Here is a 13,739-nt window from a genome sequence, read left to right as displayed (position 1 = left end):
GGTTTAAAATAGGTTGATTAAAATGAAAAAGAGCTATTCTACTATTTTCTTGTTGAAGTCGACAAACAGGTTGAACAGGTCGTTGTATTCTGTAAAAGGAAGTGTGCCAGGCTGATCGTTCACATCATGATAGGCCTTTATTCCGCCGGTGGTATAAATGAAAAATGCAGGGACTCCTTTTTCGGTAAAAAAGTAATGGTCGCTATTTGCTGATTTGCCCCTGGAATTGATTTGAACAAGGTATTTATGGTCTTTGTTAATTTGATTGATGAGGTCAAATTCTCTCGGATAATAGCTTGCATTGACTACCGTAATCCCTGTCTCTCCTGTGCCAACCATATCCATATTGATGAGAAAGCGGATTTTTTTGAGATCAACAAGTGGCTGTTCGGTAAAATATTTTGACCCGATCAAGCCGGCTTCTTCCGCCGCAAAACAAATGAAAACCATACTGTAGGGGGCTGGGTTTACTGCGTAGTGGCGGGCCATATTTAGTAATAGCGATACCCCGCTTGCATTGTCGTTCGCGCCAGGGAAAAAGGTGTCGCGGCCCATTCCGCCCAAATGATCATAGTGCGCTGTAAATACCAGGAAGGAGTCGGGGACTTTCGTCCCTTTTACCATTCCAATAATGTTTTCGGCTTTAAAATCAGGGATAAATTGGTTTTCTATATTGATATCAATGGTTTCGGGATCCTTCACAAGGGCTTTCAGTATCTCAATTCCTGTGTAGTCTGCCTGTTTATTGCTGACAGACCAGGTTAGTTTATCTTTTAGCACCATTACGATTCTATTGGCGGAAGAAATAAATACACTGCTGTCTTTTTGTTCCAGTTTTCCACTGGCCTTAAGGCCTATACTTTCCGGCATGACGATGAAGTCTCGCCCTGCGGTAAATGATTTGCCATTTATGCGCAGCTCCATATTGCCTGGAAATGTGTTTACAGGAAAGGAAAAAGATTGTTTAAAGGTTTGCCCGTTCATCGGACTTAAACCATAGGTTTCAAATTGCGCATTGATGTAACTGGCTGCAGTTTCAAGCCCATTATTGGTGTATCCTCTTCCCCACATGGTTTTGGAGGTGAGGGTGTCGACTATGGACTTGGCAAGACTAAGGTCTTGTGATAAGACCGTTCGTGGAATTATCAGACATAGGATGATCAGGCACTTCTTCATGTAAAGGGTGTCGGGGGCTTTTAGGTTTCATTGTGTTAGGTAAATATATGCAAACAGATGAAATATGTTGCGTGTGAAAGTGGTAAAATCAAACAGATGGAGTGCTTCGCTGTTATAAAAGCAAGATTAAAATTATGGATGTACGTTCAAATGAGCCTTTCTGGTTAGTGAAAAATGGGATGAAACATTCTTACCCTTCTTTAAGAGAGAATCTGGATGTTGATATTTTGATTGTAGGAGCAGGTATAACAGGGGCGTTAATGGCACATGCGGCCATAAAAAAGGGGTATAGGACGTTATTGATTGATAAGAGGGAGGTTGCGAATGGCAGTACATCTGCGACTACTTCTATGCTCCAATACGAAATAGATGTGCCGCTGTATAAGCTAAAACAATTGATTGGTGAGCAGGGAGCAATTGCAAGTTATATGGCCTGCAGGGATGCGATATATAAGCTGGAAGATTTGGTGGGAGAAATTAAGTCGACCTGTGGGTTTGAGAAAAAGGAATCGGTTTATTTTGCAGGAAACAGTAAAGATGTAAAATGGTTAAAAGTAGAATATGAGGCCCGTTTGGTAGCTGGATTTGATGTGAAGTGGCTCAATAGGGAAGAATTGGGAGCTATCTATGGAATAATTGGTGAGGGAGGTATTTTGTCTGAGGATGGAGGAAGTGTGGATGCTTTTTGTCTGACTCATGATCTATTGCATTACAATGTGGACAGGGGCTTAAGTGTGTTTGATAAAACCGAATTGAAAAAAGTTAAATACGAAAAGAATGGTATTCGTGCCCTGATGCATACAGGGGCAGAGGTCACCGCTAAAAAAATCATTTATTGTACTGGCTATGAAACCCAGGGGATGTTGCCCGACAAAATTGTGAACTTGAAAAGTACCTATGCTATGATTAGCGAGAGGGAAGATAAACATCCGGCCATTTGTGAAAAAACATTGTTTTGGAATACTGACGACCCCTATTTGTATATGCGTACGACAGCAGATGGACGTTTGCTGGTCGGTGGGGAAGATGTTGACTTCAAAAATGCAACGAGGCGCGATTTATTGCTTGGCAAAAAGAAAGATAAACTGGTTAAAACGTTAAGAAAGTATCTTCCCGATATTGCATTTATTGAAGATTTTTGCTGGTGCGGAACTTTTGGAGAAACAGAGGACGGCTTGCCTTATATTGGCACGCATCCGAAATTTCCGAATAGTTATTTTCTGCTGGGCTTTGGTGGGAATGGTATTACTTTTTCGGTTATTGGTGCCGACATGATTATCGGGATGATGGAGGGAAGTTCGGATCTGTTGTCACATTATTTCAGATTTCGGCGTTAAATTAAAATGAGCTTTTTATTATTAAAATATGAGGGGCGGATTGTAAGATGCTCTAAATGGCTTTTTTATCAAAAAAAAATACTGAAAAATGTAAAAAAATAAAAAACGTATTGCACAACTCAATATTTATTTAAACCTTTGCGCCTCAACTCATTCAAATAATTATTATAAACAGAAAATGATCAAACACGCAACGCATAAACTTTCTATTGTTGAAGCAAAGAACATTGCTTCAAGAAGTCTGTTTATTGAACGTTTACAACCCGTGTTTTTTGTGACTACGAACCGGCAAACCTATACGCCGCGGATCTGAGTAAATTCCTAATACCAGGTCATTTACGAAGAGGATTGCCTCTCAAAAAACAATTAATCAGAACATTTATATTTTTTCGTTATCATATTAATGAATATAAACGATTTTATAGTGCAGGTTGCACTTCCTGAACATCGTGTCTTTGCAGAAGAAATCTGTGAAGAGATGGCTGAGTCGGCCAAAGCACGAGGTACAGGTATCGCTAAACGCTCTTCGGAGTATGTAGCAGATAAAATGGCCGATGGTAAAGCAGTAATTGCTTTCCATAAGGACGGCTCATGGGCAGGATTTTGTTATATCGAAACCTGGACCCACGGACAGTTTGTGGCCAACTCAGGCCTAATTGTTAGTCCGAAATACCGTAAGGCAGGATTAGCACATGCCATCAAAGAAAAGATCTTTGAGCTTTCACGTCAAAAGTATCCTAAAGCTAAAATTTTTGGTTTAACAACTGGTCTGGCTGTAATGAAGATCAATTCTGATCTTGGGTATGAGCCAGTTACTTATTCGGAACTTACTCAGGATGAAGAGTTCTGGAAAGGATGCCAGAGCTGCGTTAACTTCGAAATTTTAAAAATGAAGGAACGTAAAAACTGTATGTGTACAGCGATGTTGTACGATCCGGTTGAGCAAAAGCACGATGTAGCAAAGAAGTTTGCCGAAGAATTGCATAAGAAGCCAAAGTTGTATGAACGTTTTATGCGTATCAAGCAAAGGTTGATCCTGAAGACAAGGCCCCAGGGTAAAAAGGGAATGAAATCCCTGTTTTTAATGTTTAGTATTTTATTTAAATAGCTGTTATATAAGATGAAGAAGAAAGTTGTTTTAGCATTTAGCGGAGGTTTGGATACCTCGTTTTGTTGCATTTACCTGGCTCAGGATCGTGGACTTGAAGTTCATTCTGTAATTGTAAATACAGGTGGTTTCTCTGATGAAGAGCTGAAGGAAATAGAAAAGCGTGCTTACGCCCTTGGTGTAGCTTCTCATGCAGTGGTTGATGAAACTACAAATTATTATAACGGCTGTATTAAATACCTTGTGTTTGGTAATGTCTTGAAAAATGCTACTTATCCGCTTTCTGTTAGTGCAGAGCGTGTAAGCCAGGCAACAGCGATAGCCAACTATGTGAAAAAGATTGGTGCTGATTATGTTGCTCATGGTAGTACAGGTGCCGGAAACGATCAGGTGCGTTTTGATATGATTTTTAATATCATCATCCCTAACGTTGAAATCATTACGCCAATCAGAGATTTAAAATTATCCCGCGAAGCGGAAATAGAATATTTGAACGCCCATGGTGTGGAGTATAGTGCTGAAAAAGCAAGATACTCTATTAATAAAGGTTTATGGGGAACTTCTGTTGGTGGAAAAGAAACACTGACTTCTCATGAAACTTTACCTGAAGAGGCATGGCCGACACAGGTTTCGGAGACTACACCGCGTAAACTGGAACTTACTTTTGAAAAAGGTGAGCTGGTGGGCATTGATGGTGAGAGTTTAAGTCCTGTTGTTGCCATTCAGAAGCTACAGGCCATTGCCCAGCCTTATGGTATTGGCAGGGACATTCATGTGGGCGATACGATTATAGGTATAAAAGGACGTGTTGGCTTTGAGGCTGCGGCTCCTATTGTGATTATTAAAGCACACCATACGCTTGAGAAACACACATTAACAAAGTGGCAGCTTTCATGGAAAGAGCAATTGTCTACTTTTTATGGTAACTGGTTGCACGAAGGACAGTTTCATGATCCGATTATGCGCAATATTGAAGCATTTTTAGCAGATACACAAAAAGTAGTAAGTGGAAAAGTGTTTGTAGAACTGTTACCTTATCGTTTCAATATCATTGGAATTGAGTCTGCACATGATTTAATGAGTAATAAATTTGGTAGCTACGGCGAAATGAACAATGCCTGGAGCGGTGAAGATGTAAAAGGATTTTCTAAGATTTTTGGCAACCAGGTAATGATCTGGCATAAAGTGAACGGTGATGAAAATTAGAGCAGGTATAGTTGGTGGTGCGGGTTATACAGGAGGCGAAATGCTTCGTATCCTGATTAACCATCCCGCTGTTGAAATTAAGTTTGTTCATAGCAATAGCAATGCCGGAAACCTGATTTCTGATGTACACACCGACTTGTTTGGTGATACAGACCTTCGTTTTACTGCTGAGCTTTCTTCAGCTATTGATGTGTTGTTTCTATGTGTTGGACACGGAGATGCGAAGAAGTTCCTTGAGGCGAATGACATCGATAAAAGTATTAAGATCATTGATCTAAGTCAGGATTTCAGATTAAAAGCCAATGCAGGAACCAATTGGGTTTATGGACTGCCTGAACTGAACCGTGAACAAATTAAGAAAGCCAGCTATATTGCTAATCCTGGTTGTTTTGCAACTTGTATTCAATTGGGTTTGCTGCCATTGGCGGCAAAAGGGCTATTGAAAAGTGAAGTGCATATTAATGCTACGACAGGGTCTACAGGTGCCGGGCAAGGTTTATCAGGTACTTCGCATTTTAGCTGGCGCAACAATAACCTATCCGTTTATAAAGCCTTTGAACACCAGCACTTGAACGAGATTGGTGAAAGCCTGAAAAAATTGGATGGTGCTTTTGATCAGGTGTTGACCTTTATTCCGCAACGTGGTGATTTTACCAGGGGTATTTTAGCAGCCATGTATTTGGAAAGTGACCTCACAGCAGAAGAAGCGCAACGTATTTATGAAGATTATTATGCAGCACATACTTTTACGCATGTGAGCAAAAAGAATATTGATTTAAAGCAGGTTGTGAATACAAACAAAGGATTGGTGCATGTTGAAAAGCATGGTAGTAAGCTATTTATTGTAAGTGTAATTGATAACCTTTTAAAAGGTGCAAGTGGACAGGCTGTACAGAATATGAATTTAATTTTTGGGTTGGAAGAGGGTACAGGACTGCGGCTTAAAGCATCGGCGTTTTAATTAAACCCGGTGCGCTATTGCTCATTACTACTGAAATGGTTTCAGTAACTTTTTCCATTTATCAATTAAAAACTTAAAAAATGAACTTATTCGACGTTTATCCACTCAATGATATAGAAATTACCAAAGCATCCGGAAGTACTGTATGGGATGTAAATGGACAGGAATATTTAGATCTGTATGGCGGTCATGCAGTGATCTCTATCGGTCATACTCACCCACATTATGTTGCCCGTTTAACTGATCAGTTAAACAAAGTTGGTTTTTATTCCAACTCCGTTAAAATCCCGCTGCAGGTTGAACTTGCCGAGAAGCTGGGTAGAGTGTCTGGAAAAGCCGATTACCAATTATTTTTATGCAATTCAGGAGCCGAGGCAAATGAAAATGCGCTGAAACTGGCTTCGTTTTATAACGGAAGAAAAAAGGTAATTGCTTTTAAAGGTGCTTTTCATGGCAGAACCTCGTTAGCGGTTTCGGCTACCGATAATCCTAAAATTATTGCACCTGTAAATGAGACTGACAATATAGTTTTCCTTCCACATAATGATGAAGCGGCTTTAGTCAATGCTTTTGCGGAGTTTGGGAATGAAATTACTGCGGTTATTATTGAAGGTATACAAGGTGTTGGCGGAATTAAAGAAGCTTCGGTTAGCTTCCTGCAAAAGATCCGTTCACTTTGTGATGAATATAATGCGCTTTACATTGCCGACAGCGTGCAGTGCGGTTATGGCAGAACGGGTAAGTTTTACTCGCATGATTACGCAGGTGTTGATGCGGACATATACACCATGGCAAAAGGTATGGGTAATGGATTTCCGGTAGCGGGAATTTCTATTGCGCCTAAGTTTAAGCCTTGGCATGGGATGTTGGGTACTACTTTTGGTGGTAACCATTTGGCTTGTGCTGCTGCTTTGGCAGTTCTGGAAATTATTGATCAGGACAACTTGCTGAAAAATGCAGCTGAGGTTGGTACTTATCTGATTGATGAGTTGAAAAAAATAGAAGGAATAAATGAAGTGCGTGGACGTGGTTTAATGATCGGTATAGATTTACCTGAAAGCTTATCAAACATAAAAAAAGACCTTCTTTTTAAATATAAGATCTTCACCGGTGAGGCAAAACCTAATGTAATCAGGCTATTGCCCGCTTTGAATTTAACTAAGGATCAGGCTGATCAATTTTTAAATGATTTTAAAACTGCTTTAAAAGGATGAACCAATTCACCTCAGTAAATGATGTGCACGACATCAGCCAATTGGTAAAAGACGCATTGGCACTTAAGGAAAACCCTTATGCCCATCAGCATCTGGGTAAGAACAAAACCCTTGGTCTGGTTTTTTTAAACCCAAGTTTGCGTACCCGTTTAAGCACCCAGAAAGCAGCCCTGAACTTAGGGATGAATGTGATGGTGATGAACATGGACAAAGAAGGATGGGCATTGGAAACTCAGGATGGTATTGTAATGAACGGTACCACAGTGGAACATATTCGGGAAGCTGCAGCAGTAATGGGGCAGTATTGTGACGTGCTGGGCTTACGTTCTTTTCCTAAGTTGCGGGACCGGGATGAGGATTATAATGAGGATTTCTTCAATAAGTTTATAAAGTTTTGTAACGTTCCGGTGGTGAGCCTGGAAAGTGCAACACGTCACCCTTTGCAAAGTTTGGCAGATCTGGTTACTATAAAAGAAACCTGGAAAGGTGCTGCTAAACCTAAAGTTGTTTTGGCCTGGGCCCCACATATCAAGGCCTTACCACAAGCTGTGCCTAACTCGTTCGCAGAATGGATGTGCAAAGCGCAGGAGGATGGAATGCTTGACTTTACCATTGCACAGCCGGTTGGGTATGAACTGAATGAAGATTTTACGCCAGGTGCTTATATTACGCATGACCTGGATGAAGCTTTAGCTGGTGCAGATTATATTTATGTGAAAAACTGGTCCAGCTATAAAGACTATGGTAAAGTACTTCCTTATCCGGAAGGCTGGATGTTGAACAACGATAAATTAAAAGATACTAATGATGCAAAGGTAATGCATTGCCTGCCAGTACGCCGTGATCTGGAACTTTCTTCGGAAATACTGGACGGACCTAATTCATTGGTTATACATGAGGCAGGGAATAGGTTGTGGGCAGCGCAAGCAGTATTGAAACAAATTTTAGAAAAGCTATAATATGAAGAAGCTCAGTGTAATTAAAATTGGGGGAAATGTAATTGACAACTCGGAGAAACTACATCAGTTTTTACTGGATTTTACAGCACTCCCCGGAGATAAGATTTTAATTCACGGTGGTGGAAAGATTGCAACTGAACTTGGCGTGTCGCTGGGAGTAGAAGCAAAAATGGTTGATGGCAGACGTATAACGGATATCGAAACATTACGGGTCGTAACGATGGTGTACGCCGGACTGATCAATAAAAATATGGTAGCACAATTGCAGGCAAAAGGCTGTAATGCAATCGGGCTTACTGGTGCAGATGGTAATGTGATCAAAGCGGTAAAAAGACCCATAAAGGATATCGACTACGGTTTTGTGGGCGACCTTGATGCGTCATCGGTTTCAACGGAAACATTGAGCAGTCTGCTAAATGCAGGATTGGTACCCGTACTTTGTGCCATTACACATGATGGAGATACTCAGCTTTTGAACACCAATGCCGATACGATCGCTTCGGCTGTGGCTGTTGCAATGTCTTCGTCTTACGAAACTTCATTGGTTTACTGCTTTGAAAAACGTGGTGTAATGCGCGACATTGATGATAACAACTCGTTGGTGAGCGAGATCAGGATGGAGCAATTTGATACTTTAAAGAATGAAGGTGTGGTTTCGGGAGGAATGATCCCTAAATTGCATAATGCTTTTGAAGCCATAAAAAGTGGAGTGTCGGCGGTGTATATTGGTAAAGCAGATGAATTACCACAAATTAGCGGAAATAATTTCGGAACCAGATTAATCAAGTAATTATGAACAAGTTTAAAGGCAAGATTGCAATTTTAGGAAGTGGAAACATTGGTGTTTCTTTAGCCAAGGGATTGGTGAAATCTAACTATGCCGAACCGGGTCAGATCAGTTTAACGAGAAGAAATATTTCGGGTTTAAGTAGCCTGTCCGAACAAGGATTTGTGGTAAGTGCTGATAATGCAGTTGTGGTTGCCGGTGCAGATATCGTTGTTTTAGCGGTATTACCACAACAATTGAATAGTTTGTTGTCGCAGATTGACCATGTTGTTGATGCAAAAAAACACGTTTTTATTTCTGTTGCTTCTGGTGTAAGCTGTATAGATATCCGAAGTAAACTTGGAGATGATGTACAGGTGATCAGGGCAATGCCGAACACTGCAATTGCAATCGGACAATCGATGACTTGTGTGGCTACTGATAATGCAACTGCGGAGAACGTGGAGGAAGTAACCCGCATGTTTGAAACAGTAGGTTCTGTTGTCAAAATAAATGAGGACCTGATGACTTCCGCAACCGCGCTTTGCGCTTGTGGTATTGCTTTTTTTTTAAGAGCGATCAGAGCCGCTTCGCAAGGTGGGGTGGAGATAGGTTTTCACGCCGATGAAGCTTTGAAAATGGCTGTTCAAACGGCAAAAGGTGCTGCAGATTTATTGTTGTTAATGCAATCGCATCCGGAGCAGGAGATAGACAAGGTAACTTCACCTAAAGGATGTACTATTGCCGGGTTAAATGAAATGGAACACAATGGTTTCAGTTCATCTTTAATAAAAGGAATTAAGCTTTCGGCGGTTAAAGCCGGAGCATTATATACAAAAGAATAATATGGGGATTGAGCAACTGCAAAAGGATAGTATAGCCTTACTGAAACAATTAATCAGTATCCAGTCCTTTAGCAAAGAAGAGGATAAGACAGCTGATGCAATTGAACATTTTTTGCAAGAGCGAAATATTAAGACAAACCGTAAGCTAAACAACATCTGGGCTTACAATAAATATTTTGACGCAGCTAAACCTACCTTGCTTTTAAATTCACATCATGATACAGTAAAGCCAAATTCGGGCTATACACGAGATCCTTACGATGCCACTGTTGAAGATGGTAAATTGTATGGCTTAGGAAGTAATGACGCAGGAGGATGTCTTGTTTCGCTTGTAGCGACATTTTTGTATTACTATGAGTCGGAAGATTTAGTTTATAACATTTGTCTGGCAACAACAGCAGAAGAGGAGATATCAGGTAACAATGGTTTGGAATACGTTTTGCCGGATCTTGGTGAGCTGGAATTTGCGATTGTTGGCGAACCGACCCAAATGAACCTGGCTATTGCAGAACGTGGATTACTGGTGCTCGATTGTACTTCGCATGGAAAAGCGGGGCACGCTGCACGCGAAGAAGGAGATAATGCCATTTATAAAGCTTTAAAAGATATTGACTGGTTCAGAAGCTATCGCTTTTCAAAGGTGTCTGAAATGTTTGGCCCTTTAAAAATGTCGGTAACAATTATCAATTCCGGATCTCAGCATAATGTGGTACCTGCCACTTGTAATTTTACAGTTGATGTGAGGGTGACCGATGCTTATACAAATGAAGAAGTATTAAAGATCATCCGGACAAATGTAGATTGTGATGTGAAGCCCCGTTCTGTAAGGTTAAAACCTTCTTCTATTGATAAGGAACATCCGATAGTTGTTTCGGGCGTCGCTTTGGGCAGAACTACTTATGGCTCTCCAACAACGTCAGATCAGGCGCTGCTAAGTATTCCTTCTTTAAAAGTTGGGCCTGGTGATTCTGCACGGTCGCATATGGCTGATGAATATGTTTATGTGAACGAGGTCGAAGAGGGAATAGCGCTCTATATAAAAATGTTGGAACCCGTAATAAAAGGGAAATAGAATATAAATATTAGATAAATGAAAATCTGGCAAAAAAACATTGACGTAAATAAGGATATTGAAACTTTTACGGTGGGTAAAGACAGGGAACTGGATTTACAGATGGCTGCTTTCGATGTGCTTGGCTCATTGGCGCATGTAGAAATGCTGGAAAGTATTGGTCTGCTTACCGCCGATGAACTTGTGGAGATTCAGGCCGCACTTAAAAATATTTATGCAGAAATAGAAGCAGGACAGTTTGTAATTGAAGATACAGTTGAAGATGTGCACTCGCAGGTGGAGTGGTTACTGACACAACGTATTGGTGAAGCTGGTAAAAAAATACATAGCGGACGCTCCCGCAATGATCAGGTATTGGTTGATTTGAAGTTGTATTTCAGAAGTTGTATTGAAGAGATGGTGGGCAATACAAATGTATTGTTCGAGCAGCTGATTTCATTGAGTAATACGCACAGGGATAAACTGATGCCAGGCTATACACATTTGCAAATCGCTATGCCTTCCTCATTTGGACTTTGGTTTGGTGCTTATGCGGAAAGTCTTGTTGATGATATGGAGATGATGCTGGCTGCCTGGAAAATCTGTAATAAAAATCCATTGGGCTCTGCTGCGGGTTATGGATCTTCATTCCCTTTAAACAGGACGATGACGACACAGCTGCTGGGCTTTGAACGTTTAAACTATAATGTGGTTTATGCACAAATGGGTAGGGGAAAAACGGAAAGGGTATTGGCGCAGGCTATGTCTTCTGTCGCGGCATCATTAGCAAAAATGGCGATGGATGTTTGTCTGTTCATTAATCAGAATTTTGGTTTTATCAGTTTTCCTGATGAATTGACAACTGGATCGAGCATTATGCCACACAAAAAGAACCCGGATGTGTTTGAGTTGATCCGTTCGCGTTGCAACAAGATTCAGGCTTTGCCTAATGAAATTGCTTTGATGATTACGAACCTGCCTTCAGGCTATCACCGTGATCTGCAATTGCTAAAAGAAAACCTTTTTCCGGCAATTACCTCTTTAAACGAGTGTTTGGAAATGACCACTTTTATGCTGCAAAATATTACTGTTAAGGATCATATCCTTGAAGATAAAAAGTATGCTTATTTATTCAGTGTAGAGGTGGTAAATGAGCTGGCTTTAAACGGGACTCCGTTTAGAGAGGCCTATAAAATTGTTGGTGAGTCTATTGACAAAGGAACTTTTTCTCCTGGAAAAGCGGTTAACCACACACATGAAGGCAGTATAGGGAATCTTTGCAATACCGAAATTGAAGGAATGATGACAGAAGTACTCTCGCAGTTTAAATTTGAAAAAACACATCAGGCGATAAAAAAGCTGTTGGCTTAACAATATGTTTTATTGGTCACAAAAAGGCCGGATGATTAGTAATCGTCCGGCCTTTTTGTGTATTTAATTTTTCTTATTTAAATTCTGATGTTTTATGGAATTCAATATCCGGGTAATCCCGCATTGTCATATTGATCATGAATTCGTTGTCGGCAAGGTAAACCGCATTACCATCCTTATCCTCACCAATATGTGCTTGTTTCCTTTTCAGAAATTCCGCCAGTTTAGTTTTGTCTTTTGATGTTACCCAGTTTGAACGGGTATAACTTAACATCCTGAAGGCTGCTTTCGCACCATATTCATGCTCCAGACGGAAAGCAATTACTTCGAACTGAAGTTCACCAACAGCTCCAACCACCTTACGGTTTCCGGGTTGCATGATGAATAATTGCGCTACACCTTCTTCAGTAAGTTGCTGTATGCCTTTCTCCAGTTGTTTCGTTTTTAATGGATCTCTGTTCTCCAATTCCTTAAATATTTCAGGAGAGAAGCTGGGAATGCCCTTGAATTGAAGTTTTTCTCCTTCAGTAAGCGTGTCGCCTATTTTGAAGTTTCCACTGTCATAAAGACCAACCACATCACCTGGCCATGCTTCTTCTACAATACTTTTTTCATTGGCCATGAAGTCCATCGGATTAGAAAACTTTAGCTTCTTATCCTGACGGGTGTGATAATAGAATTTATTTCTTTCAAACTTGCCCGAGCAAATCCTTAAAAAGGCAATTCTGTCGCGGTGTTTTGGGTCAAGGTTAGCATGGATTTTAAAAACAAAGCCAGAGAAATTCTTTTCTTCTGCTGCTACCTCGCGTTGTTCAGCTTCACGGCCTTTCGGACTTGGTGCGATATTAATAAAAGTGTCAAGCAGTTCTTTGATCCCAAAGTTATTGATGGCGCTACCAAAGAATACCGGAGCAAGTAAGCCTTCTGTATACATGCTCTTATCCAGATCGCCATATACGCCATGTACAAGTTCCAGGTCGCCTTTTAAACCTTCAAGCTCTTTTGGCTTTAAGAATTTAGTCAGGTTCTCATCGTTCAGGTCGCTAACTTCAATCACAGGTGCACTGATTTTTGATTTATCAGGCTCAAACAGGTTTAAGTGTTTGTTATATATGCTGTAGACACCTTTAAAGGTATGTCCTTGACCAATTGGCCATGATAATGGACAAAGGCTAATATTTAATTTACTTTCTATCTCGTCCAATAAATCAAAAGCGTCTTTACCTTCACGGTCCATTTTATTGATAAAAATGATTACGGGGGTATTGCGCATTCTACATACAGACATTAATTTTTCTGTTTGCTCTTCCACGCCCTTTACACAATCAACTACGAGGATAACGCTATCTACGGCAGATAGGGTACGGTAAGTATCCTCGGCGAAATCTTTGTGACCGGGTGTATCTAAAATATTGATACGCTTATCGCTGTATTCAAATCCCATCACAGAAGTCGCCACAGAGATTCCACGCTGTTTTTCTATTTCCATAAAGTCGGAAGTGTTACTTTGGTTCGCCTTGTTTCGTTTTACGGCTCCGGCCGTATTGATGGCGCCTCCAAATAGCAGGAACTTCTCTGTTAAGGTTGTTTTGCCGGCATCGGGGTGACTAATGATGGCGAATGTTTTTCGTTTTTCTATTTCTGGGTGAATCATAAAGAATTAAGCCTGTGCGTTTGACGCGGCTGCAAAGATAATTATAATATATAAAAGAAAAACCGGCGATTAAAATCGTCGGTTTTTCCAA

Annotated in this window: 13 protein-coding genes; 11 read left to right on the top strand and 2 right to left on the bottom strand. The window is 40.6% G+C overall.

What is annotated here, in order from left to right; translation table 11 throughout:
• Positions 1–33: 33 nt before the first annotated feature.
• Complete coding sequence (locus R2Q84_RS11295) at positions 34–1,176, bottom strand: M28 family metallopeptidase (RefSeq protein WP_316816648.1); 1,143 nt, start codon at positions 1,174–1,176, stop codon at positions 34–36.
• A 134-nt stretch (positions 1,177–1,310) separates the two neighbouring features.
• Here R2Q84_RS11295 and R2Q84_RS11290 point away from each other — a divergent pair, with 134 nt between their 5' ends.
• The 11 genes from R2Q84_RS11290 (at position 1,311) to argH (ending at position 11,994) form a co-directional block, all read left to right on the top strand.
• A complete protein-coding gene (locus R2Q84_RS11290) occupies positions 1,311–2,513 on the top strand; it encodes an FAD-dependent oxidoreductase (protein ID WP_316816647.1) in 1,203 nt (400 codons plus the stop codon).
• A gap of 178 nt (positions 2,514–2,691) precedes the next feature.
• Positions 2,692–2,826: a hypothetical protein gene (locus R2Q84_RS11285; protein ID WP_262711001.1), complete on the top strand. Its 135-nt coding sequence runs from the start codon at positions 2,692–2,694 to the stop codon at positions 2,824–2,826.
• Between the two features lie 90 nt (positions 2,827–2,916).
• Positions 2,917–3,621: a GNAT family N-acetyltransferase gene (locus R2Q84_RS11280; protein ID WP_316816646.1), complete on the top strand. Its 705-nt coding sequence runs from the start codon at positions 2,917–2,919 to the stop codon at positions 3,619–3,621.
• 12 nt (positions 3,622–3,633) lie between these two features.
• Entirely contained in the window at positions 3,634–4,827 is a 1,194-nt protein-coding gene (gene argG, locus R2Q84_RS11275; protein WP_316816645.1) for an argininosuccinate synthase, read from the top strand.
• Complete coding sequence (argC, locus tag R2Q84_RS11270; protein WP_316816644.1) at positions 4,817–5,788, top strand: N-acetyl-gamma-glutamyl-phosphate reductase; 972 nt, start codon at positions 4,817–4,819, stop codon at positions 5,786–5,788. The genes argG and argC overlap by 11 nt, the downstream gene beginning before the upstream one ends.
• A gap of 80 nt (positions 5,789–5,868) precedes the next feature.
• A complete protein-coding gene (locus R2Q84_RS11265) occupies positions 5,869–7,002 on the top strand; it encodes an aspartate aminotransferase family protein (RefSeq protein WP_316816643.1) in 1,134 nt (377 codons plus the stop codon).
• Positions 6,999–7,961 (top strand): acetylornithine carbamoyltransferase, encoded by a 963-nt coding sequence (locus R2Q84_RS11260; RefSeq protein WP_316816642.1) that lies wholly within the window; start codon positions 6,999–7,001, stop codon positions 7,959–7,961. Before R2Q84_RS11265 ends, R2Q84_RS11260 begins: the two co-directional genes overlap by 4 nt.
• A gap of 1 nt (position 7,962) precedes the next feature.
• Positions 7,963–8,751, top strand: coding sequence for an acetylglutamate kinase (gene argB, locus R2Q84_RS11255; RefSeq protein ID WP_316816641.1), 789 nt, complete (start codon positions 7,963–7,965; stop codon positions 8,749–8,751).
• Between the two features lie 2 nt (positions 8,752–8,753).
• A complete protein-coding gene (proC, locus tag R2Q84_RS11250) occupies positions 8,754–9,572 on the top strand; it encodes a pyrroline-5-carboxylate reductase (protein WP_316816640.1) in 819 nt (272 codons plus the stop codon).
• 1 nt (position 9,573) lies between these two features.
• Positions 9,574–10,644: a M20 family metallo-hydrolase gene (locus R2Q84_RS11245; RefSeq protein ID WP_316816639.1), complete on the top strand. Its 1,071-nt coding sequence runs from the start codon at positions 9,574–9,576 to the stop codon at positions 10,642–10,644.
• Between the two features lie 18 nt (positions 10,645–10,662).
• Positions 10,663–11,994 carry an argininosuccinate lyase gene (argH, locus tag R2Q84_RS11240; protein ID WP_316816638.1) on the top strand — a complete coding sequence of 444 codons (1,332 nt, stop codon included), beginning with the start codon at positions 10,663–10,665 and terminating at the stop codon, positions 11,992–11,994.
• Positions 11,995–12,067: 73 nt separating this feature from the next.
• Here the strand turns inward: argH and R2Q84_RS11235 are convergent, their stop codons facing one another.
• Positions 12,068–13,648 (bottom strand): peptide chain release factor 3, encoded by a 1,581-nt coding sequence (locus tag R2Q84_RS11235; RefSeq protein ID WP_316816637.1) that lies wholly within the window; start codon positions 13,646–13,648, stop codon positions 12,068–12,070.
• Positions 13,649–13,739 lie beyond the last annotated feature (91 nt).

The sequence above is a fragment of the Pedobacter nyackensis genome (assembly GCF_032678475.1).
In the GTDB taxonomy this organism is placed as follows: domain Bacteria; phylum Bacteroidota; class Bacteroidia; order Sphingobacteriales; family Sphingobacteriaceae; genus Pedobacter; species Pedobacter nyackensis_A.
Note: the sequence above shows the minus strand (reverse complement) of the source record. Positions and strands in the feature narration are given on the sequence as shown.

Bases quoted from the DNA above. Each gene is read 5' to 3' on its own strand.
- R2Q84_RS11295 (WP_316816648.1), bottom strand. From the start codon at position 1,176: ATGAAGAAGTGCCTGATCATCCTATGTCTGATAATTCCACGAACGGTC.
- R2Q84_RS11290 (WP_316816647.1), top strand. From the start codon at position 1,311: ATGGATGTACGTTCAAATGAGCCTTTCTGGTTAGTGAAAAATGGGATG.
- R2Q84_RS11285 (WP_262711001.1), top strand. From the start codon at position 2,692: ATGATCAAACACGCAACGCATAAACTTTCTATTGTTGAAGCAAAGAAC.
- R2Q84_RS11280 (WP_316816646.1), top strand. From the start codon at position 2,917: ATGAATATAAACGATTTTATAGTGCAGGTTGCACTTCCTGAACATCGT.
- argG (WP_316816645.1), top strand. From the start codon at position 3,634: ATGAAGAAGAAAGTTGTTTTAGCATTTAGCGGAGGTTTGGATACCTCG.
- argC (WP_316816644.1), top strand. From the start codon at position 4,817: ATGAAAATTAGAGCAGGTATAGTTGGTGGTGCGGGTTATACAGGAGGC.
- R2Q84_RS11265 (WP_316816643.1), top strand. From the start codon at position 5,869: ATGAACTTATTCGACGTTTATCCACTCAATGATATAGAAATTACCAAA.
- R2Q84_RS11260 (WP_316816642.1), top strand. From the start codon at position 6,999: ATGAACCAATTCACCTCAGTAAATGATGTGCACGACATCAGCCAATTG.
- argB (WP_316816641.1), top strand. From the start codon at position 7,963: ATGAAGAAGCTCAGTGTAATTAAAATTGGGGGAAATGTAATTGACAAC.
- proC (WP_316816640.1), top strand. From the start codon at position 8,754: ATGAACAAGTTTAAAGGCAAGATTGCAATTTTAGGAAGTGGAAACATT.
- R2Q84_RS11245 (WP_316816639.1), top strand. From the start codon at position 9,574: ATGGGGATTGAGCAACTGCAAAAGGATAGTATAGCCTTACTGAAACAA.
- argH (WP_316816638.1), top strand. From the start codon at position 10,663: ATGAAAATCTGGCAAAAAAACATTGACGTAAATAAGGATATTGAAACT.
- R2Q84_RS11235 (WP_316816637.1), bottom strand. From the start codon at position 13,648: ATGATTCACCCAGAAATAGAAAAACGAAAAACATTCGCCATCATTAGT.